The 19,475-nt window shown below is 58.5% G+C and carries 16 protein-coding genes, 5 tRNA genes and 4 pseudogenes; 12 read left to right on the forward strand and 13 right to left on the reverse strand.

From position 1 onward, the window contains the following. Positions 1-97 precede the first annotated feature (97 nt). The 10 genes from ACA060_RS19090 to gltX form a co-directional block, all read right to left on the reverse strand. Positions 98-541, reverse strand: coding sequence for an Hsp20 family protein (locus ACA060_RS19090; RefSeq protein WP_461980763.1), 444 nt, complete (start codon positions 539-541; stop codon positions 98-100). 132 nt (positions 542-673) lie between these two features. Further along, positions 674-1,633, reverse strand: coding sequence for a tRNA dihydrouridine synthase (locus ACA060_RS19095; RefSeq protein WP_497312504.1), 960 nt, complete (start codon positions 1,631-1,633; stop codon positions 674-676). A gap of 172 nt (positions 1,634-1,805) precedes the next feature. Next, entirely contained in the window at positions 1,806-2,243 is a 438-nt protein-coding gene (locus tag ACA060_RS19100) for an acyl-CoA thioesterase (RefSeq protein WP_109633224.1), read from the reverse strand. A gap of 48 nt (positions 2,244-2,291) precedes the next feature. Beyond that, positions 2,292-3,125 carry an alpha/beta fold hydrolase gene (locus ACA060_RS19105; RefSeq protein ID WP_497312506.1) on the reverse strand — a complete coding sequence of 278 codons (834 nt, stop codon included), beginning with the start codon at positions 3,123-3,125 and terminating at the stop codon, positions 2,292-2,294. 31 nt (positions 3,126-3,156) lie between these two features. Further along, on the reverse strand, positions 3,157-3,696 hold the full coding sequence (locus ACA060_RS19110; RefSeq protein WP_214382064.1) for a TetR/AcrR family transcriptional regulator: 540 nt from the start codon (positions 3,694-3,696) through the stop codon (positions 3,157-3,159). A 183-nt stretch (positions 3,697-3,879) separates the two neighbouring features. Beyond that, a tRNA-Glu gene (locus tag ACA060_RS19115) sits at positions 3,880-3,955 on the reverse strand. A gap of 80 nt (positions 3,956-4,035) precedes the next feature. Further along, a tRNA-Ala gene (locus ACA060_RS19120) sits at positions 4,036-4,111 on the reverse strand. 53 nt (positions 4,112-4,164) lie between these two features. Then, positions 4,165-4,240: transfer RNA gene (locus tag ACA060_RS19125), tRNA-Glu, on the reverse strand. A gap of 79 nt (positions 4,241-4,319) precedes the next feature. Next, positions 4,320-4,395: transfer RNA gene (locus ACA060_RS19130), tRNA-Ala, on the reverse strand. Positions 4,396-4,584: 189 nt separating this feature from the next. Further along, entirely contained in the window at positions 4,585-6,066 is a 1,482-nt protein-coding gene (gene gltX / locus ACA060_RS19135; RefSeq protein ID WP_109633228.1) for a glutamate--tRNA ligase, read from the reverse strand. A gap of 220 nt (positions 6,067-6,286) precedes the next feature. Here gltX and ACA060_RS19140 point away from each other — a divergent pair, with 220 nt between their 5' ends. Together ACA060_RS19140 and ACA060_RS19145 are read left to right on the forward strand one after the other, a co-directional pair. Then, positions 6,287-7,336 carry an HlyD family secretion protein gene (locus tag ACA060_RS19140; RefSeq protein WP_497312509.1) on the forward strand — a complete coding sequence of 350 codons (1,050 nt, stop codon included), beginning with the start codon at positions 6,287-6,289 and terminating at the stop codon, positions 7,334-7,336. Continuing rightward, entirely contained in the window at positions 7,326-8,876 is a 1,551-nt protein-coding gene (locus ACA060_RS19145; protein ID WP_497312511.1) for an MDR family MFS transporter, read from the forward strand. The genes ACA060_RS19140 and ACA060_RS19145 overlap by 11 nt, the downstream gene beginning before the upstream one ends. A gap of 130 nt (positions 8,877-9,006) precedes the next feature. Here ACA060_RS19145 and uvrB read toward each other — a convergent pair whose 3' ends face one another. Beyond that, a complete protein-coding gene (gene uvrB / locus ACA060_RS19150; protein WP_109633233.1) occupies positions 9,007-11,022 on the reverse strand; it encodes an excinuclease ABC subunit UvrB in 2,016 nt (671 codons plus the stop codon). Positions 11,023-11,373: 351 nt separating this feature from the next. Here uvrB and ACA060_RS19155 point away from each other — a divergent pair, with 351 nt between their 5' ends. Together ACA060_RS19155 and ACA060_RS19160 are read left to right on the forward strand one after the other, a co-directional pair. Continuing rightward, positions 11,374-12,570, forward strand: coding sequence for an amino acid aminotransferase (locus ACA060_RS19155; RefSeq protein ID WP_109633237.1), 1,197 nt, complete (start codon positions 11,374-11,376; stop codon positions 12,568-12,570). Positions 12,571-12,806: 236 nt separating this feature from the next. Next, positions 12,807-13,016, forward strand: coding sequence for a hypothetical protein (locus ACA060_RS19160; RefSeq protein ID WP_109633239.1), 210 nt, complete (start codon positions 12,807-12,809; stop codon positions 13,014-13,016). On the opposite strand, the gene ACA060_RS19165 is transcribed toward ACA060_RS19160, so the two are convergent. Further along, positions 13,013-13,243: a hypothetical protein gene (locus ACA060_RS19165; RefSeq protein WP_497312514.1), complete on the reverse strand. Its 231-nt coding sequence runs from the start codon at positions 13,241-13,243 to the stop codon at positions 13,013-13,015. The genes ACA060_RS19160 and ACA060_RS19165 overlap by 4 nt on opposite strands. A gap of 227 nt (positions 13,244-13,470) precedes the next feature. Between ACA060_RS19165 and ACA060_RS19170 the strand changes: the two genes are divergently transcribed. From ACA060_RS19170 to ACA060_RS19205, 8 genes and pseudogenes are all read left to right on the forward strand, one after another. After that, positions 13,471-13,546, forward strand: a tRNA-Asn gene (locus tag ACA060_RS19170). A 163-nt stretch (positions 13,547-13,709) separates the two neighbouring features. Next, a pseudogene (locus ACA060_RS19175) lies at positions 13,710-15,031 on the forward strand (tyrosine-type recombinase/integrase). Positions 15,032-15,945: 914 nt separating this feature from the next. Then, positions 15,946-16,288: pseudogene (locus ACA060_RS19180) on the forward strand (integrase domain-containing protein); the annotation flags it as partial. Positions 16,289-16,506: 218 nt separating this feature from the next. Further along, a complete protein-coding gene (locus tag ACA060_RS19185) occupies positions 16,507-16,839 on the forward strand; it encodes a carboxymuconolactone decarboxylase family protein (protein ID WP_014860758.1) in 333 nt (110 codons plus the stop codon). A gap of 44 nt (positions 16,840-16,883) precedes the next feature. Beyond that, the gene (locus tag ACA060_RS19190) at positions 16,884-17,990 is read left to right on the forward strand and encodes an alkene reductase (protein WP_457290496.1); all 1,107 of its coding nucleotides are present in this window, start codon (positions 16,884-16,886) and stop codon (positions 17,988-17,990) included. A 48-nt stretch (positions 17,991-18,038) separates the two neighbouring features. Beyond that, entirely contained in the window at positions 18,039-18,257 is a 219-nt protein-coding gene (locus ACA060_RS19195) for a tautomerase family protein (protein ID WP_071550870.1), read from the forward strand. A 166-nt stretch (positions 18,258-18,423) separates the two neighbouring features. Beyond that, a pseudogene (locus tag ACA060_RS19200) lies at positions 18,424-18,826 on the forward strand (NAD(P)H-dependent oxidoreductase); the annotation flags it as partial. Positions 18,827-18,839: 13 nt separating this feature from the next. Continuing rightward, a pseudogene (locus ACA060_RS19205) lies at positions 18,840-19,124 on the forward strand (glutathione-regulated potassium-efflux system protein KefC); the annotation flags it as partial. A gap of 14 nt (positions 19,125-19,138) precedes the next feature. Here the strand turns inward: ACA060_RS19205 and ACA060_RS19210 are convergent. Continuing rightward, on the reverse strand, positions 19,139-19,468 hold the full coding sequence (locus ACA060_RS19210; protein WP_497312517.1) for a thioredoxin family protein: 330 nt from the start codon (positions 19,466-19,468) through the stop codon (positions 19,139-19,141). Between the last annotated feature and the right edge of the window lie 7 nt (positions 19,469-19,475).

The following is a 19,475-nucleotide window of genomic DNA, read 5'->3' on the forward strand; positions in this document are numbered from 1 at the left end:
CGCAGCCTCGCGCTGCTCGGCAGCTGCTACAAATCGGGCGAATGATTGCTGACAAAAAAAGGGCGCCAAATGGCGCCCTTCTCATTGCTCTGACTTGTTATTGCAGAGCGGGTTTTTGCGTCCCGTTGATCGGAATGCGTTTGGCTTTCGCCTCTTCCGGAATCACCCGCAACAGGTCGATGCTCAACAAACCGTTGCTCAGGCCGGCGGCCTTGATTTCGATATGGTCCGCCAGACGGAAGGACAGTTTGAAGGCACGCTGTGCGATGCCTTGGTACAGATAGGTGACGTCTTCGTTCGCGTCACGCTTGCCGCCACTGATGGTCAGCACACCTTTTTCCACTTGCAGTTCCAGGTCTTCTTCCTGGAATCCGGCGGCCGCTATGACGATGCGGTATTGGTCATCGCCGTGTTTTTCAACGTTGTAAGGTGGGTAGGTGCTGCCTGGCTCGTTGCGCAGCGCGGTTTCGAACAAGTCGTTGAAACGGTCGAATCCCACCGAGGAACGGAACAGTGGGGCCATCGAAAATGCAGTACTCATGATTCAAATCTCCTGAAAACATATCAGCAAGTTTTTTTGTCTCCGCGACCCGAATTCGGCATCGCGTAATCCCTAGATAGGGATCGCAGATTGCTTTTCAAGAGGTTATTTTCAGATTTTTTTAGAATTTTCTTAGGCCGCTTCGGCCACCTGCAGACCCAGCAAACGCGAGACCTGGTCCAGTTCAGTTTCCCTACGCAGGACGGTGAACAGCTCGACGGCTTCGGGATAATTGCGGGTCAGCATCGCCAGCCACTGCTTCAAACGGCCCGGCGATTGGCGTGCGGTCATCTGCGCCTTGGCTTGTAGCCAGAAGTCCTGAACCAGTGGCAGCAACTCTGCCCAGGTCATCTCGACCACTTCTTCACCGGTCCGCGCGGCGGCGATTTGCCGGGCCAGGTCCGGGCGCGACACCAGGCCGCGACCGAGCATGATGTCCTCCACGCCGCTGATTTCGCGGCAACGGCGCCAGTCCTCGACGCTCCAGATGTCGCCATTGGCGAACACAGGCACCTTGACCACTTCCTGCACCCGCGGGATCCATTCCCAGTGTGCAGGCGGCTTATAACCGTCGGTTTTGGTCCGGGCGTGAACCACGATGTGCGCCGCACCGCCTTCGGCCAGCGCTGTTGCGCAGACCAGCGAACCGTCGGGGCTGTCGAAGCCCAGACGCATCTTGGCGGTGACCGGAATGTGTGCAGGCACAGCACGGCGGACATGCTCAACGATTTGGTTGAGCAGTTCGGGTTCTTTCAGCAGGACGGCGCCGCCACGGGACTTGTTGACGGTCTTGGCCGGGCAGCCGAAGTTCAGGTCGATGACCTCGGAACCCAGTTCGCAGGCCAGCGCGGCATTTTCAGCCAGGCACACCGGGTCGGAACCGAGCAACTGCACCCGCAGCGGTACGCCGGACGCGGTGCGGGCGCCGGTCAGCAATTCCGGACCGAACTTGTGGTAATAGGCAGGCGTGAGCAGTTGATCGTTGATCCGAATGAACTCGGTCACGCACCAATCAATGCCGCCCACACGGGTCAGCACGTCCCGCAGGATGTTGTCGACCAACCCCTCCATGGGCGCCAAAGCAATTTGCATGAAAAACACACTCGACGAAAAACGTGCGGCAGTTTACTGGATTCTCTGTCGAAAGACTTGCATCTGCCTCTGTGGCGAGGGAGCTTGCTCCCGTTAGAGTGCGTAGCACTCTCCATTGCAAGGGACCGCTTCGCGCTCCAGCGGGAGCAAGCTCCCTCGCCACAGGATGGCGTCAACTTGGAACTTGCAACGCCGGGCCGTAGCCTTCGATGAACTCGGCCGGCATGCGCTTGGGCTTGCCCGTGGACAGTTCGATGCAGACGAAGGTGGTTTGCGCCCGCAGCAACGTGGTGTTGTCGCTTGGGCGCTTCAACTGGAAGTGGCGGGTCATTTTCAGGCGTTGATCCCAATCGACAATCCAGGTTGCCAGTTGCAACTCGTCGCCCTCGTACGCCGCGGCCAGGTAATCGATCTCGTGCCGCACCACTGCCATTGCCCGGTCCAGTCGACGGTACTCGACCAGGTCCAGGCCCAGCCGCTGCGAGTGGCGCCAGGCGCAACGTTCGAGCCAGGTCACGTACACCGCGTTGTTCGCGTGCCCCAGCCCGTCGATGTCCTCGGCGCCGACGTGCAGATCAATGATAAATGGCGTTGCCCGATCCCAGCCCATGCCCCACTCCCGGTCAGATGATTTCGACCGGGGCAGTGTAACGGATGCTTATGCCGATTGGCGCGATTGCAGGCTGCGACCGGCCAGCAGTGATAGCACGCCATCAATCACCCGAGGATCCGCCAGCACCCGCTGATGACCGCCCTCTTCCAGGCGCAACAGCCGACTGTCGAACCAGGCCTCGTGGATCAACCGGGACTCCTTGACCGAGACGAAGTTGTCATCTTCGGCGTGGACGATCAGGCCGGGCATGTCGAGCTGATAGTGCGCAACATCCAGCGTCGCCGCGCGCATGCCGACGTCTTTCTCGACCTGACGGATGAACGCCGAACGCGCTTTGGGCGGCAGCCGAACATAGCGGGCAAAACCGCGCAACACACCGAGAATCCGCGCCGGAGCGGCGATAGTGACCAGAGTTTCAGTGCGCAAGCCCAGCTGTACGGCGAGCATCGCACTGGCGCCGCCCATCGAGTGACCGATGACGGCCTGCAACGGCGGCAACTCGGCGGCGGCCTCAAGCATGGCGCGGGCGAACAGCACGACATTCGCTTCGTTACCCGGCGAGCGACCGTGAGCCGGTCCGTCCAGGGCAACGACGGTATACCCGGCCTCAACCAGCGCCGTGATCAGGCTGGCAAACTGCGTCGGCCGGCCTTCCCAGCCGTGCATCAACAACACGGCCGGACCTTGCCCCCAACGCAGCGCCGAGAGCCCGAAGCGCAAGGTGATTCGTTCGGATTTGGCCAGGAGCGGCAACTCCCAATCACGCGGAGGAAAATCCCGCGGCGTCATGAACGCCAGTCGCATTTTGCTCGCGACCAGTTTCGGTGCGAACCAGCCCAAGGTGCCATTAACGCCACGAACCCACTTCAACGTGCTCATCGCTCTCACTCCTCAGGCCACTGCCTTCAGGTCATAGCACCGCCGACTTGGCGGCGCGCAGCAATCGATCGGACAACTCGCCTGGCCCCAGCGCCCGTGCCAGAGCCAGACCACCGACCATCAAGGCCATGTCGGCCAGGGCTTTGTCGGTGTCTTCCGGGCTGGCCGCCAACTGCGCGACCATCATTTCCACATGCTCATTCAACGCCACACGAAACGCGTCCGGCAGACGCCCCAGCTCACCGACAGACGCCGGGATCGGGCACGCTGACTCCGAGGAATCACGGTGTTTGCGTGACAGGTAAAACGCGGCAACCAAAGCGCGACGCTCTTCGCCGGTCAATTCGGTGTCCATGTCGGCGATCAGCCCACGGCGATGACCGAGCAGTTGCTTGAACGCTTCCAACATCATCGCGTCCTTGCTTTCGAAGTGCGCATAGAAGCCGCCAACCGTCAGGCCGGCTGCGCCCATCACTTCGCCCACGCTCGGTTCGGCCGGGCCGCGCTGAATCAGCGCTGCACTGGCGGCTTTGAGAATGCGTTCGCGGGTTTGAGCTTTTTTATCGTTCATCGTTGCCTCCGAATATTACGACTAGAATATTATTCTCATAATAATTTTCCGCAAGTCGTGGATGTGACCGCTGGTCTGAAGAACAGTTTGAAAGAAATGGGGGATTTGGCCAAACGCCAGACAAACAAAAGGGCCATTCAATAATTGAATGACCCTTATAAAATCCCGCAGAGCGGGTAATCGTGGCGTCCCCTAGGGGACTCGAACCCCTGTTACCGCCGTGAAAGGGCGGTGTCCTAGGCCACTAGACGAAGGGGACGCAAAACCTTCTATACAACTGATCAGTGCTGAGAACTGATCGATTCAAGACCGGTGTGGCCAGATCTTGAACTGTAAAATTGGTGGAGCTAAGCGGGATCGAACCGCTGACCTCCTGCATGCCATGCAGGCGCTCTCCCAGCTGAGCTATAGCCCCGGATTTTTCGCCTCGCGGCGGAGCGACATCTTGCAACGTCGCTTCTGTAAAACTGGCGTCCCCTAGGGGACTCGAACCCCTGTTACCGCCGTGAAAGGGCGGTGTCCTAGGCCACTAGACGAAGGGGACGCAAACCCTTCTATACAACAGATCAACGCTGAGTGTTGATCGCTTCAAGGCCGGTGTGGCCAGACCTTGAAGTGTAAATTGGTGGAGCTAGACGGGATCGAACCGTCGACCTCTTGCATGCCATGCAAGCGCTCTCCCAGCTGAGCTATAGCCCCTCATCGCTGAGGACGGGGCGAATCTTAATGGCGCTTCGGAAAGCTGTCAAACTTATTTTTAAAATATTTCAAAGTTTTTTGCCGACATAACAATCACTTACCGCCCTCCCCCCGGAAAAACGGGGGGAGCACCGAAGATCACGATCAAATGATCGCAACCTCCGGCAGGTCCTACAGGGTCAAACGTCCTCAGGCGATGTTGCCCAGGAGTTTTTCCCACTCCTTGTTTTCCTTCTTCGATACACCGCCCAACAGGTCGATGGCCTGGCGCAGACGGAAACGGGTCAGGTCCGGACCGAGGATTTCCATCGCATCGAGCACCGACACCGAACTGGCCTGGCCAGTGATCGCGGCGAACATCAGCGGCATGGCGTCACGCAGCTTCAGCTCGAGGGATTCGACCACCGCCTGAATCGTCGCGGTGATGCTGTCCTTCTCCCACTGACGCAGGCTTTCCAGCTTCCACAGAATCAGTTGCATCAGCTGACGCACCTGGTCGCCCGAGAGCTTCTTCGATTCGAACAGCTTGGCGTCCGGGTTCACGCCACCGGCGAAGAAGAAACCAGCCAGCGGTGCAACCTGGCTGAAGGTCTCGACGCGGCCTTGTACGTGCGGCGCGATCTTCATCATGTATTCAGGGTTAAGTGCCCAGGTTTGCAGGCGCGAAGCGAACTCTTCCACCGGCAAATCACGCAGCCATTGTCCGTTGAGCCACGACAGCTTCTCGATGTCGAAAATCGGCCCACCGAGGGACACACGGCTCAGGTCGAAGTGATCGACCATTTCCTGCAGCGAGAACTTCTCGCGCTCGTCCGGCATCGACCAGCCCATGCGGCCGAGGTAGTTGAGCATCGCTTCCGGCATGAAGCCCATGCGCTCGTAGAACGTCACCGAGGTCGGGTTCTTGCGCTTGGACAGCTTGCTCTTGTCCGGATTACGCAACAGCGGCATGTAGCACAGCTCCGGTTGTTCCCAGCCGAAGTACTCATAAAGCAGGATCAGTTTCGGTGCCGACGGCAGCCACTCTTCACCGCGCAGTACGTGGGTGATGCCCATCAAGTGGTCATCGACCACGTTGGCCAGGAAGTAGGTCGGCAGGCCATCGGTCTTCATCAACACTTGCATGTCCATGCGATCCCACGGGATCTCGACGTCGCCACGCAGCATGTCCGGCACCACGCAAACACCTTCGCTCGGCACTTTCATGCGGATTACGTGAGGTTCGCCGGCGGCCAGGCGGCGCGCGACTTCTTCTTTCGAGAGCAACAGCGCACGGCCGTCGTAACGCGGGGTTTCGCCACGGGCCATTTGCTCGGCGCGCATCTGATCCAGCTCTTCGGCGGTGCAGAAGCACGGGAAAGCGTGGCCCATTTCGACCAGTTGCTGGCAGTACTTCTGATAGATGTCGCCGCGCTCGCTTTGACGATACGGACCATGCGGGCCACCAACGTCCGGGCCTTCGCTCCAGTCGATGCCCAACCAGCGCAAGGCGTCGAAAATCTGCTGCTCGGACTCGCGGGTCGAGCGCAACTGATCGGTGTCTTCGATCCGCAGGATGAACTCACCGCCATGCTGCTTGGCAAAGCAATAGTTGAACAAAGCGATGTAAGCGGTACCTACGTGGGGGTCCCCGGTAGGCGATGGCGCGATGCGCGTGCGGACGGTGGTCATGGCAAGTCTCGAAATGAAGATAAAACAAAGGGCGAATGGTAACAGGCGATACCCGCCCGGCTCCAGTCAGCAGGGCATTTAAGCCAACGTTGCGTCTACAACGGGCCTGAGCCGCGATGAATGATCGATTATCAACCGATGGCATTTACCCACTATCGACTGTATGCCAGATTCAGCTGCTGATAACTTTCCTTACAATTTCTCGACTACAGCTTGCCCCATGCCTGCCCAACTCAAGCGTCGCCTGTTCATTTTCCTGCTGATCGTCCTGCTGATTGCCGGGGGCTTTTTTGCCCAGTGGTTCTTCAAGGGGCGGTTTTATGAGAGCACCGACAACGCCTACGTGCAGGGCGAGATCACCCGTGTCTCCAGCCAATTGGGCGCGCGCATCGATCAAGTGCTGGTGCAGGACAACCAGCACGTCGAAAAAGGCCAGTTGCTGATCAAGCTCGAAGGCGATGACTTCCAGCTCGCCGTCGACCGCGCCAACGCCACCCTCGCCACCCGCCAGGCTGAACGGCTGCAAGCCCAGAGCAAACTGACCCAGCAAGCCAGCCTGATTGCCGCCAGTGACGCGCAAGTCGCCTCTAGCCAGGCCAGCCTGGGGCGTTCACAAATCGACTTGTCCCGCGCGCAAACCCTGCGCAAACCCGGTTACGTGTCGGAAGAACGGGTGACCACCCTTTCCGCCGACAACCACATCGCCCGCTCGCAAGTGACCAAGGCCCAGGCCGACGCGCAAAGTCAGCGCCAGCAAGTCAATTCCTTGAGCGCCGAGATCAAGCGACTCGATGCCATGATCGCGAATGCCAAGACCGACCTCGCCCAGGCCGAACTGAACCTGACCCGCAGCGAAATCCACGCGCCCATCAGCGGTTTGATCGGCCAGCGCGCCGCTCGCGAAGGCCAATTCGTGCAGGCCGGCGCTTACCTGCTGTCGATCGTCCCGGATCAGGACATCTGGATTCAGGCCAACTTCAAGGAAACCCAGATCGGTCACATGCAGCCCGGCCAGAAAGCCAAATTGACCTTTGACGCCTACAGCGACACGCCAATCGATGCGCGGGTCGACAGCCTGTTCGCCGCCTCGGGCGCACAATTCAGCCTGTTGCCGCCGGACAATGCCACGGGCAACTTTACAAAAGTCGTACAACGGATTCCGGTGAAACTGACCTTCGCCGCGGACAACCCGCTGCACGGCAAGATTCGCCCGGGCATGTCGGTCACCGCCAAAGTGAACATCAAAGACGCCCCTGACGATGGCCGGTGACCAACTGATCCGCCCGGTCGGCGAGCCGACCCGGCGGGACTGGATTGCGGTGATGAGCGTGATGCTCGGCGCCTTCATGGCGGTGCTGGATATCCAGATCACCAACTCGTCGCTCAAGGACATTCAAGGCGCATTGTCGGCGACGCTGGAAGAAGGCTCGTGGATTTCCACCTCCTATCTGGTCGCGGAAATCATCATGATCCCGCTAACCGCGTGGCTGGTGCAGCTGCTGTCGGCGCGACGCCTGGCGGTCTGGGTTTCATTGGGATTTCTCGCCGCCTCCCTGCTTTGCTCCATGGCCTGGAGCCTGGAGAGCATGATCATCTTTCGGGCGCTGCAGGGCTTCACCGGCGGCGCGCTGATCCCGCTGGCGTTCACCCTCACCCTGATCAAACTCCCGGAACACCACCGCGCCAAAGGCATGGCGATGTTTGCCATGACCGCGACGTTCGCGCCCTCCATCGGCCCGACGCTGGGCGGCTGGCTGACGGAAAACTGGGGCTGGGAATACATTTTCTACATCAACATACCGCCGGGCCTGATCATGATCGCCGGCCTGATGTACGGCCTGGAGAAGAAAGAAGCGCACTGGGAACTGCTCAAAAGCACCGACTACATGGGCATTCTCACGCTCGGCGTCGGTCTCGGTTGCTTGCAGGTGTTCCTGGAGGAAGGCCATCGCAAGGACTGGCTCGAGTCGAACCTGATCGTGACCCTGGGCAGCATCGCGCTGGTCAGCCTGATCACCTTTGTGATCGTGCAGTTTTCCAAGCTCAATCCGTTGATCAACCTCAGCATCCTGGGTAATCGCAACTTTGGTTTATCGAGTATTTCCAGCCTCGGGATGGGCGTCGGCTTGTACGGCTCGATCTTCCTGTTGCCGCTGTATCTGGCGCAGATCCAGAACTACAACGCTTTGCAGATCGGCGAAGTGATCATGTGGATGGGCGTGCCGCAGCTGTTTCTGATTCCGCTGATGCCGAAGCTGATGAAGTACGTGTCGCCGAAATGGCTATGCACGCTGGGCTTCGGCCTGTTCGGGTTGGCGAGTTTTTCGTCAGGGGTGCTGAACCCGGACTTTGCCGGGCCGCAGTTCAATCAGATCCAGATCATCCGGGCGCTTGGCCAGCCGTTGATCATGGTGACCATCTCGCTGATCGCCACCGCTTACATCCTGCCGCAGGATGCGGGGTCGGCGTCGAGCCTGTTCAACATCCTGCGCAACCTCGGCGGCGCGATTGGCATCGCCCTCCTCGCCTCATTGCTGGATGCGCGGACCAAGACCTATTTTGATTATCTGCGTGAATCCATCGTGCCGAGCAATCCGCAGGTGGCGGAGCGGATGGCGTTAATGACGGACCGGTTTGGCAGTGAGACGGCGGCGCTGGGCAAGCTGAGCGAGATTGCGCATCAGCAGGCGTCGATCATGGCGTACAACGATGCGTTTCACTTTGTCGGGATTGCATTGGGGATCAGCATGCTGGCGGTGTTGTTGACCAAGGCGTTGCCGGCGGGGCTCAAAGCTGGGGAGGCGCATTAAGACCGAGGCGTCCCAATCGCGAGCAGGCTCGCTCCCACAGGGTTCTCTGATGTTCACATAACAGTGAACACACAGAAGTCCAATGTGGGAGCGAGCCTGCTCGCGATGAGGCCAGCAAATTCAGCGGAAATCAGACAGTGATCAACCGATCCCGCAACTTGCCAATCTCATCGCGCATCTGCGCCGCCGCCTCAAACTCCAGATCCCGCGCCAACGCGTACATCTTCTCTTCCAGGGCTTTAATGCGCTTGGCGATCTCGCCCGGTGAGCGCAATTCGGCCTCGTACTTGGCGCTCTCTTCGGCGGCCTTGGCCATGCCTTTGCGCTTCTTGCTGCGCGAACCCGGTACGGTGGCGCCTTCCATGATGTCGGCCACGTCCTTGAACACCCCTTTGGGCGTGATGCCATTGGCCAGGTTGAAGGCGATCTGCTTGTCGCGACGACGCTCGGTTTCGCCGATCGCCCGCTCCATGGAACCGGTGATGCGATCCGCATAGAGAATCGCCCGGCCATTGAGGTTTCGCGCCGCCCGGCCGATGGTCTGGATCAGCGAACGCTCGGAACGCAGGAAGCCTTCCTTGTCCGCATCGAGGATCGCCACCAGCGAGACTTCCGGCATGTCCAGGCCTTCGCGCAGCAGGTTGATCCCCACCAGCACATCGAAGGTGCCCAGACGCAAATCGCGGATGATTTCGACTCGTTCCACGGTGTCGATGTCCGAGTGCAAGTAGCGCACGCGCACGCCGTGGTCGGCCAGGTAATCGGTCAAGTCTTCGGACATGCGCTTGGTCAGCGTGGTGACCAGCACCCGCTCCTCCAGGGCCACGCGCTTGCCGATTTCCGAGAGCAAATCGTCGACCTGGGTCAGCGCCGGGCGGATTTCGATCTGCGGGTCCACCAGGCCGGTTGGACGGACCAACTGCTCGACCACGCGACCGGCATGCTCCGCTTCGTAATTGCCCGGCGTGGCCGAGACGAAAATCGTCTGCGGGCTGATGCCTTCGAATTCGTCGAAACGCATCGGCCGGTTGTCCAGCGCTGACGGCAGGCGGAAGCCATATTCCACCAGCGTCTCTTTACGGGAACGGTCGCCTTTATACATGGCGCCGACCTGCGGGACGCTGACGTGGGATTCGTCGATCACCAGCAAGGCGTCGGCCGGCAGGTAGTCGAACAACGTCGGTGGCGCCTGGCCGGACTCACGGCCCGACAGGTAGCGCGAGTAGTTTTCGATGCCGTTGCAGTAACCCAGCTCGAGGATCATCTCCAGGTCGAAACGGGTGCGCTGTTCCAGGCGCTGGGCTTCAACGAGTTTATTGTTGGAACGCAGGTAATCCAGGCGCTCCTGCAATTCGACTTTAATTCCTTCGACGGCTCCCAGCAGGGTTTCCCGTGGCGTCACGTAGTGGCTTTTCGGATAGAAGGTGAACCGCGGCAGCTTTCGGATCACTTCGCCGGTCAGCGGATCGAAGGCCGACAGGCTCTCGACTTCGTCATCGAACAACTCGATGCGGATCGCTTCGAAATCGGATTCCGCCGGGTGGATATCGATCACATCGCCGCGCACCCGGAAGGTCGCCCGGGCGAACTCCATGTCGTTGCGGGTGTATTGCAGATCTGCGAGACGGCGCAGCAACGCGCGCTGATCGAGCTTGTCGCCGCGATCCACGTGCAACACCATCTTCAGATAGGTTTCCGGGCTGCCCAGGCCGTAGATGCACGACACCGTGGTGACGATGATCGCGTCCTTGCGCTCCAGCAGCGCTTTGGTCGCGGACAGTCGCATCTGTTCGATGTGGTCGTTGATCGAGGCGTCTTTCTCGATGAAGGTGTCCGATGACGGCACGTACGCTTCGGGCTGGTAGTAGTCGTAGTAGGAAACGAAGTATTCGACGGCGTTGTTCGGGAAGAACGCCTTGAACTCGCCATACAACTGCGCAGCCAGAGTCTTGTTCGGCGCCAGCACCAGGGTCGGACGCTGCACTTGGGCGATCACGTTGGCGATGCTGAAGGTCTTGCCCGAGCCGGTCACACCGAGCAACGTCTGGTGCGCCAGCCCGGCTTCGATGCCCTCGACCATCAGGCGGATGGCTTCCGGCTGATCGCCGGCGGGCTCGAAGCGGGTGACTAGCTGGAATTCAGACATGCATACCTCTCGATTCTCGAAGCAGGGTATCGCGCCAGCGCGGTCAAACCGGCAGCAACGAGATAGGCCGCAAACGACTCACGTCGCCCGAGGAAAAAACTGGATTGTGCTCAATGTGGTGCCGATTGCCTGCGCTTTCAAGGCAAACGTCCTACATCCCTTGAAGTCTTTGATGCCGACATTCGACTAACGGTCGAAAAATAATCGAAAAAACTTAACCTAAAAGCCGAATCGTCTGTCGCCTTCAATCGCAGATGGCCTCTATACTAGCTCCCCGTTTGTGCACCGCTCTAGTGCATTCGGCTGGAGCGCGACACGTCCCTCCACTCTTCATTCAGAGCCGCCGCAAAAATGAGCCTGTTCTCCGCTGTCGAAATGGCACCACGCGATCCAATCCTGGGCCTCAACGAAGCATTCAACGCCGATACACGTACCACCAAGGTCAACCTGGGGGTCGGTGTTTACTGCAACGAGGAGGGGCGAATTCCACTCCTGCGCGCCGTTGTCGAAGCCGAGACGATTCGCGTCGCTCAACACGCGTCCCGTGGCTATTTGCCAATCGACGGCATCGCCGCCTACGACCAGGCTGTGCAGAAACTGCTGTTCGGCAATGACTCGCCACTGATCGCCGCTGGCCGCGTCATCACCACCCAGGCCGTCGGTGGCACGGGCGCCCTGAAAATCGGCGCGGACTTCCTCAAGCAACTGCTGCCGAACGCCGTCGTGGCGATCAGCGACCCGAGCTGGGAAAACCACCGAGCCCTGTTCGAAACCGCCGGTTTCCCGGTGCAGAACTATCGCTACTACGACGCCGCGACCCACGACGTCAACCGTGCCGGCCTGCTCGAAGACCTGAACGCCCTGCCGTCCGGCTCGATCGTTGTGCTGCACGCCTGCTGCCACAACCCGACCGGCGTGGACCTGAGCCCGGCGGACTGGAAAAACGTCCTGGATGTGGTGAAAGCCAAAGGTCACGTGCCGTTCCTCGACATGGCCTACCAGGGTTTTGGCGATGGCATCGACGAAGACGCCGCGGCCGTGCGCCTGTTCGCTGAGTCGGGTCTGACCTTCTTCGTTTCCAGCTCGTTCTCCAAATCCTTCTCGCTGTACGGCGAGCGCGTTGGCGCCTTGTCGATCGTCAGCGAATCGAAAGAAGAAAGCGCACGCGTGCTGTCGCAAGTCAAACGTGTGATCCGCACCAACTACTCCAACCCGCCGACCCACGGTGCAAGCATCGTCGCCGCTGTGTTGAACAGCCCGGAACTGCGCGCCCAGTGGGAAGAAGAACTGGCGGAAATGCGCCTGCGGATTCGCGGCATGCGCACCCAGATGGTCGACCTGCTGGCGAAAAACGCACCACAGCGTGATTTCAGCTTCGTCGGTCGTCAGCGCGGCATGTTCTCCTACTCCGGCCTGACGGTTGAGCAAGTCACCCGTCTGCGCAGCGAGTTCGGCATCTACGCCCTGGACACCGGCCGCATCTGCGTGGCGGCGCTGAACCAGAGCAACATTGATGCGGTGACCAAGGCCATCGTTGCGGTGATCTGAGTCGTTGCGTGATACGAAAAACGGGAAGCCATTTGGCTTCCCGTTTTTTTTGATTGCAGATAATTCTCAAAGCAACGACTGACCGCTCTAGACTGCACACATATCAAATGTGGGAGCGGGCTTGCTCGCGAAGGCGGCGGTACATTCAGTACTTATTCAAGCTGACCCACCGCATTCGCGAGCAAGCCCGCTCCCACAGGTTTTGTGAACACCCGAGAATTCTGACGAGAACCCACATGAAAAACGATGACCTGCGCGCCGAGCGCGATGACCTGGACGACTTGAATGACTTCACTCCCCGCGTCCCGGCCAAACGCAGCAATAACCTGGTACTGCAAGTGGCCGCTGGCGTATTTCTCGGCGGCCTGGCCTTGTGGCTGGTGCAACTGGCCGCCACGATGCTGTATGCCAAGCTGATGCTCGCCACGGTGACCTTCGGCGGTTAAGCCAGTTCGGTCGCACGCTGACTGGCGGCGTCGTCATAGGCGACGTAGAGCGATTCGGCGACCTGACTCTTGATCGCTTTTGCGCTTTCCAGACCGAGGACGAAGCCTTCAGCCTTGCCGCCCGCGCGGTTCAGCTCGTCGGCGGTGCCGGCCTGAGTGATCGCGTCAAACAGCTTCTCGGCATGCGGACCGACACCTTTGGGCAGGCTGATCTGAGCGATGCTCATGCGAACACCCCGTTGTCTTGAGGGGTGAGGATTGGGTGATTCATGGCGCGTACCTTTTCGGCGAATGGCCGGCAGCGCGTGTAACCACTTCCGGGCGGACATGGTAGACCCCTGAGGCGATTCTGGTAACCGTCCAAGGTCGATAAACCACCGTCCGTCTCGATGAATCCATCAAGTTGTTAACAGATGCTTGACTTCTCTTTTTGAATCAGTAACATACACGCCATTCCGCGATAGCTCAGTTGGTAGAGCAAGTGACTGTTAATCACTGGGTCCCTGGTTCGAGTCCAGGTCGTGGAGCCATACAAGGCTCCAGAGAAGGCTTTCAAAATCTCTGAAGCAACCGAAAAAACCCGCCTTTTTGGCGGGTTTTTTCGTTTTGGCGTTCTGTCGGGTTCCGGTAAGTACCAGCCATTTCAAGGGTGAGTTTGGGATAAAGATCAGTTCGATAAAAGGGAGTACCCTTATGTCGCGCACCACTGATCCACTCTCCGACGCCGCTTGCCGTTCGGCCAAGCCCGCAGACCGCGCCTACAAGCTTTTCGACGGCGACGGCCTTTACCTTCTAGTCCAACTCAATGGCCGCAAAGGCTGGCGTCTTAGATACGTCAAACCTGATGGCCGGGAAGGACTGACCTCATTCGGCAACTACCCCATCGTTGGCCTCGCCGATGCGCGCCGTAAGCGCTTGGAGGTCAAGCGAATGCTGGCGGATGGCATTGACCCCATAGGAGCCAAGACCCAAGCCAAGACGGACGCTCTGATCAAAGGCCGCACCTTTGAAAGCGTTGCTCTCGGCTGGCACACGGAAATGTCAGCCAAGTGGGCACCGGACTATTCCAAGACAGTGATGAGTCGCCTCAAAACTCACCTCTTCCCACTGATCGGCGCCCGCGCAATTGTCGACCTAGATACCCACGACCTTATGCGCCCCCTGGAAGCGATCAAAAAGCGCGGAACGATAGACATTGCATAAGGGTACATAACTACCTGCAGAGCATCATGCGCGAGGCAAAGCGCCTCCGGCTTATCACTGTAAACCCTGCTTACGACCTCGTAGGCTCGATCAAAGCCTTGCGAGTTGTCCACCGCCCCGTCTTATCCTTATCGCGCTTGCCTGAATTGCAGGAACGGATCGACACCTATAAAGGGCGCGCACTTACCCGGCTGACGGTCTTGCTGTCGCTGCACGTGTTTGTACGCTCCAGCGAGCTGCGCTTCGCCCGCTGGAGCGAGTTCGACCTCAAACGTGGCGTCTGGGAAATACCCGACATGCGACCAGCGTTGGAAGGCGTACCCTTTTCCACAAGGGGCACGAAGATGGCAGGCGATATCCATCTTGTACCCTTATCGCCGCAAGCGGTCGCCCTGCTCAAGCAGATCCACACCCTCACCGGCAAATTTGACTTAGTGTTCGCAGGCGATACCAAGTCTTGGAAACCGATATCCGAAAACACGGTGAACAGCGCGCTTCGGAAGATGGGGTACGACACCAAAACCGAGATCTGCGGCCATGGCGTTCGTTCGATGGCCTGCAGCGCACTGATCGAGTCGGGTTTGTGGACGGACACAGCCATCGAGCGGCAGATGAGCCACAAGGAACGCAACAACGTCCGCGCCGCTTATATCCACAAGGCCGAGTTCATCGAGGAGCGCAGGCTGATCATGAACTGGTGGAGTCGCTACCTTGAGGCTAATCAGCAGAAGCATGTCAGCCCACGCGAATTCGCCAATCAGACGGGGGCGAATGTCACTCGACTAAAAGCAAAACGTGGCGCAACTGAGTAAGCGCTCGGTTCTCATACTTCAGTGATCCGCTTGTCCACGCGGGCCCATCCAAACAGGGCTGCAAAGCCGCCCTGCTTGGATGGACCTCACTTGAAAAATCTAAAAATCGGCGCAACCGTCTTATGGAAACCAATGATTTCCATGGACAGCTGATGTCATTCTCAGCCGCAGAATTCTCGAAAAATCGAGCCTTGACCCTAATTATCCACAGGCGTAGAAAAGATCGTGCAAACGCTGTCGTTGACAGCAACCCAGGTAGCCAGAACCTTTAAGGCTACGCCACACCGTGGTGGTTCTCCCAAAGTGCGATTAGCGTCCGGCGGCTCGCACGATCACAGCGATGTGATGGATGCCTACTTCTACCAGTGTGCCCACTGCAGCAACTCATCCCCCTTTCATAGCTGCCCTGCAGCAACCTATCCGCTTGGCCATTTTATTGCGCCAACCTGCGCCCGTCTCTTTCTCCCGGAAAGAGACGGGCGCTCCTACCGCTGCTGCAGCCCAACTTGTACAAGGCTTTGCGGCAATCCCCCGCGTGACAATCGGCGTGACAAACACCGAAAAGTCACCAGCAACAGCGATGCAGATGATGGTGCCGCAGCCCAAGGAATGGACTGCACCTGACTGACAGTCAGGCACGCCCCGGTCATCGCATCACTGCCTTCACCTGACTCAGGATCTCGCGGCGCCGGTCTCGTCAGCCAGCGCAGCCTCCGCCCGCCCACGTCTTCGGAAGTGTTCAGGAGGCCAGATCATGAGATGCCCAAGCTCCCGGTCGTAAAGAGCCGCCAGTCCCGCGTTAGTGGACAACCCTCACAGGTCGCAGGGGCCTTGATCCCTGATAACACTCAACATCCGTGGCGGGATGACGTGGGGAAAGCTTCAAGGATTTTGGCTTCGAGAGGAGTTGGAGCATGGCATTGGTCGGCAGACGGGATGGGCGCAATTTTGGCTATGGGCGACAACTGAGTTATGCCGGTCCGCAGGCATTGCGGGATCTGTTTGGCGGCGGGCATTACGGGACGGTCAAAGCACACAGTGATCGCTGGCAGGCGTTTGTGCGGTGGTGTCGGTCGGAGGATGGTCCCGGGTTTAACGATGCGCGGCAGATTGATCGACAGACCTTGCTGGACTACGCCGGACATCTGCGTCAGCAAGTTGAATAAGTGCGATATCGGCATCGCCACCGCGCAAAACCGGTTGTCCAGTGTGAATCGAACCATGACGGCGCTCCGCGACGATCAGTATGTGAGCGTCTCGACGATGCCTGACAGCAAGCGGTGCTGACAATCAACAGTCCAGTAATCGTCATCCCCATGAAGCGATTTTCTATTGTTCTGGACCAAACTATCAATACCTTCGATTGCGTTAATAGTGAAAATTATCACGAACACATTGTATGCCTACCAACTGAATGGTAGTTTTTTAGCAAGTTTTTAGATAACTGTAATTAACACCATCCCTGTGAGAATCCCATGCAAGATTGGAAGCAAACCCGCAAAGACATCAATACTCGTTTGGTAGAACTAAACGGCCTGTCTCCGGAAACAATGAAAGGCATGGCGGCGCTCGGCGCTGCCGGCGGCAAGACCAATCACCTGGACGCGAAGACCCGCGAACTGATTTCCCTCGCCGTGGCCGTGACCACCCGCTGCGACGGTTGCATCGCCTTCCACGCCGCCGAAGCCAAGAAACTTGGCGTCACCAGTGAAGAAGTCGCCGAAGCACTGGGCGTGGCAATCAACATGAACGCCGGTGCCGCGTTGGTGTACAGCACACATGTGCTGGACGCATTCGATAAGTCGTAAATCAAACGCTAACTTTCAACCTGTTAACGACTTCGAGACTAATCATGAATAAGCTGTTCACCCCTTACGATCTGTCCGGTACTGCGCTAAAAAACCGGGTCGTTATGGCCCCCATGACCCGCACCCGGACACTAGACAACATCCCTAACGAGTTCACCGCGCTGTATTACGCACAGCGTGCTTCTGCTGGTCTGCTGATCACCGAAGGCCTGCCGATTTCCGACGAAGCCCGTGGCTACCTGTACACCCCTGGTATTTATGCCGACGAACACTTGCCAGGCTGGCGTCAGGTCACCGACGCGGTGCATGCCAAGGGCGGGAAGATCTTCGCGCAGTTATGGCACGTTGGCCGTATGTCCCATATTTCGGTGCATGGCATGGTTCCGGTTTCTTCGGGTACTCAGCCGGCGGTCGATACCACGGTGTATGCCTGGATCGAGCCTGGTGAATCCGGCGCTGTGCAACCCAGCGTGCCCCGTTCGCTGGAAACGGAAGAAGTGAAACGTGTCATCGCTGACTTTGTGAAGTCTGCGCGTATGGCGATGGAGGCCGGTTTTGACGGTATCGAAATCATGGCTGCCAACGGGTTCCTGTTCGATCAGTTCCTCAGCAGCGCCTTGAACACCCGTACCGACCAGTACGGTGGCTCGATCGCCAATCGCCAGCGCTTTCTGCTGGAAACCATTGACGCGATTTCTGCCGAAATCGGCGGCTCGAAGATTGGCGTACGGTTCTCGCCGTTTGGCCGCCTGTATGACTTTGGTGTGTACGAAGGTGAAGCAGAAACCTGGATGAGCATGGCGGCAGCGCTTAATGAACGCGAACTGGCCTACGTCCACCTGAACTACCAACCGACCATCGTCGCCGCTGAAACGCCGCCGGGGTTCGGCGCCGCGTTCCGTGAAGTCTACAAGGGTACCTTGATGGCCGCCGGTGGGTTTAACCAAGCCCTCGCTGAGTCGGAACTGGTTAAAGGTGAACTCGACTTGATCGCCTTCGGTACGGCCTACATCGCCAACCCCGATTTGGTGGAGCGCATGCAGAACGGCTGGCCACTGGCAGAGGGTGATCGCGCGACTTACTACGGTGTCAGCGATCGCATTGCCAAGGGTTACACCGACTACCCGGAATACGTTGCAGCCAAAGCCTGATTATTCGCTGTTTCATCACTGTCCACTTCAGACGTTAAGGAGCACACCATGCCTCTCGTTACCATCAAAGGCATTGAAGGCGTTTTTACCGACAAGCAGAAAGCCGAAGTCATCCAGAAAGTGACGGACGCCATGGTGTCTGTAGAAGGTGAAAACATGCGCGCCCTCACCTGGGTCATCTTCGAAGAGGTCAAAAGCGGAGATTGGGGAATCGCTGGCGAACCCGTGACTGCGCAGGACATATTGAAACTGCAAGTAGGTAAATAAGGGTTCCATCCCCAAGAAGCGACTCTCTGGTCGGTGGGCATCTTTATGCCCAACGACCAGAGAGTTTTTTCGTTCTGAATGAACTCGCGATTTGTCGTGGAATGCTCACAATGATTCTGATCATTACGCTCACCCTTACCCCGACAAATCCAAGGTTAGCGAGGTGATGCTCAGGCAAGCCTCCAATAACCCGGATGTGTTCATACGCTCCCTTTATGACCTGTACCCGGACTTCAACATCGAGGTCCAAGCCGAACAGCAATCCCTAGAACAGGCAGAGCTTCTGATCCTGCAACATCCGCTGTACTGGTACAGCTGCCCGCCGCTGCTGAAATTGTGGATCGATAAAGTCTTCACCCAAGGGTGGGCCTATGGCAAAGGCGCCACAGCACTCAAAGGTAAGAGCTTGTTGTGGGCCGTGACCACCGGCGGCGAGCACGACCAGTTCGACATGGGTGACCACCCCCGAGTTTTCGGTGCTTACCCAACCCCTGCATGCGACCGCGACCTACTGCCAGATGCGCAGGCTGACGCCTGTGGCTGTCCACGGTGCTTTCAACGCTGCCCCTCGACCCTGCTTTCGCATTGTCCTTGGGCCGCAGGGCATTGGAGCAACTGGGCATTGGTCGCTACAAAGCCCGCGAACGAGCGGATCGATTCCGTCGCCTGAACCTGGAGATGCTGGAAGAAATGGCCGCGCAGCCTGTGGATGATACCGAGTTCAAGTATGACGCCTACAAACGGGCCAACGCGCTGTTAACGGAAATCTTCAACGAAGACCGCGCTCATCCCATCGATAACTGGTCCGGGGCAAATCCACACCCGAGGGATGAAAAAGAACGCCAGGCTGATCAGCCTGACCGCTGATGGAGGAGGTTCGGTTAAATCGCCTCTTCCAACTCCGCAAGAATGGCTTTTTTCATTGCTCCAACTGAACGGGATCCGGGCATGACCCGCAGCAGCCGCCCCTCATGGAACACCGCCAAGGATGGCACCGCCCGGATACCGTACATTTGCGCGATCGTCGGAGACACCGCCACATCAATCTTTGCAAAAGCCGCCAGGGAGTGAAGCTTTTCTTCCAAAGCATGAAAGACCGGCTTCATCTCCTGACAAGGCTTGCACCAGGACGCTGAAAACAGTACGACGCTGCTGCCTTTGGCCACAAAGCGGGCGAACTGCTGAGCACTCAACTCAACGATACGGCTCATTTGGATC

This window comes from Pseudomonas sp. LBUM1671 (assembly GCF_059695685.1).

Coding starts and splice junctions, on each gene's coding strand:
- ACA060_RS19090 (WP_461980763.1), bottom strand. CDS start 541: ATGAGTACTGCATTTTCGATGGCCCCACTGTTCCGTTCCTCGGTGGGA.
- ACA060_RS19095 (WP_497312504.1), bottom strand. CDS start 1,633: ATGCAAATTGCTTTGGCGCCCATGGAGGGGTTGGTCGACAACATCCTG.
- ACA060_RS19100 (WP_109633224.1), bottom strand. CDS start 2,243: ATGGGCTGGGATCGGGCAACGCCATTTATCATTGATCTGCACGTCGGC.
- ACA060_RS19105 (WP_497312506.1), bottom strand. CDS start 3,125: ATGAGCACGTTGAAGTGGGTTCGTGGCGTTAATGGCACCTTGGGCTGG.
- ACA060_RS19110 (WP_214382064.1), bottom strand. CDS start 3,696: ATGAACGATAAAAAAGCTCAAACCCGCGAACGCATTCTCAAAGCCGCC.
- gltX (WP_109633228.1), bottom strand. CDS start 6,066: ATGACCACCGTCCGCACGCGCATCGCGCCATCGCCTACCGGGGACCCC.
- ACA060_RS19140 (WP_497312509.1), top strand. CDS start 6,287: ATGCCTGCCCAACTCAAGCGTCGCCTGTTCATTTTCCTGCTGATCGTC.
- ACA060_RS19145 (WP_497312511.1), top strand. CDS start 7,326: ATGGCCGGTGACCAACTGATCCGCCCGGTCGGCGAGCCGACCCGGCGG.
- uvrB (WP_109633233.1), bottom strand. CDS start 11,022: ATGTCTGAATTCCAGCTAGTCACCCGCTTCGAGCCCGCCGGCGATCAG.
- ACA060_RS19155 (WP_109633237.1), top strand. CDS start 11,374: ATGAGCCTGTTCTCCGCTGTCGAAATGGCACCACGCGATCCAATCCTG.
- ACA060_RS19160 (WP_109633239.1), top strand. CDS start 12,807: ATGAAAAACGATGACCTGCGCGCCGAGCGCGATGACCTGGACGACTTG.
- ACA060_RS19165 (WP_497312514.1), bottom strand. CDS start 13,243: ATGAGCATCGCTCAGATCAGCCTGCCCAAAGGTGTCGGTCCGCATGCC.
- ACA060_RS19185 (WP_014860758.1), top strand. CDS start 16,507: ATGCAAGATTGGAAGCAAACCCGCAAAGACATCAATACTCGTTTGGTA.
- ACA060_RS19190 (WP_457290496.1), top strand. CDS start 16,884: ATGAATAAGCTGTTCACCCCTTACGATCTGTCCGGTACTGCGCTAAAA.
- ACA060_RS19195 (WP_071550870.1), top strand. CDS start 18,039: ATGCCTCTCGTTACCATCAAAGGCATTGAAGGCGTTTTTACCGACAAG.
- ACA060_RS19210 (WP_497312517.1), bottom strand. CDS start 19,468: ATGAGCCGTATCGTTGAGTTGAGTGCTCAGCAGTTCGCCCGCTTTGTG.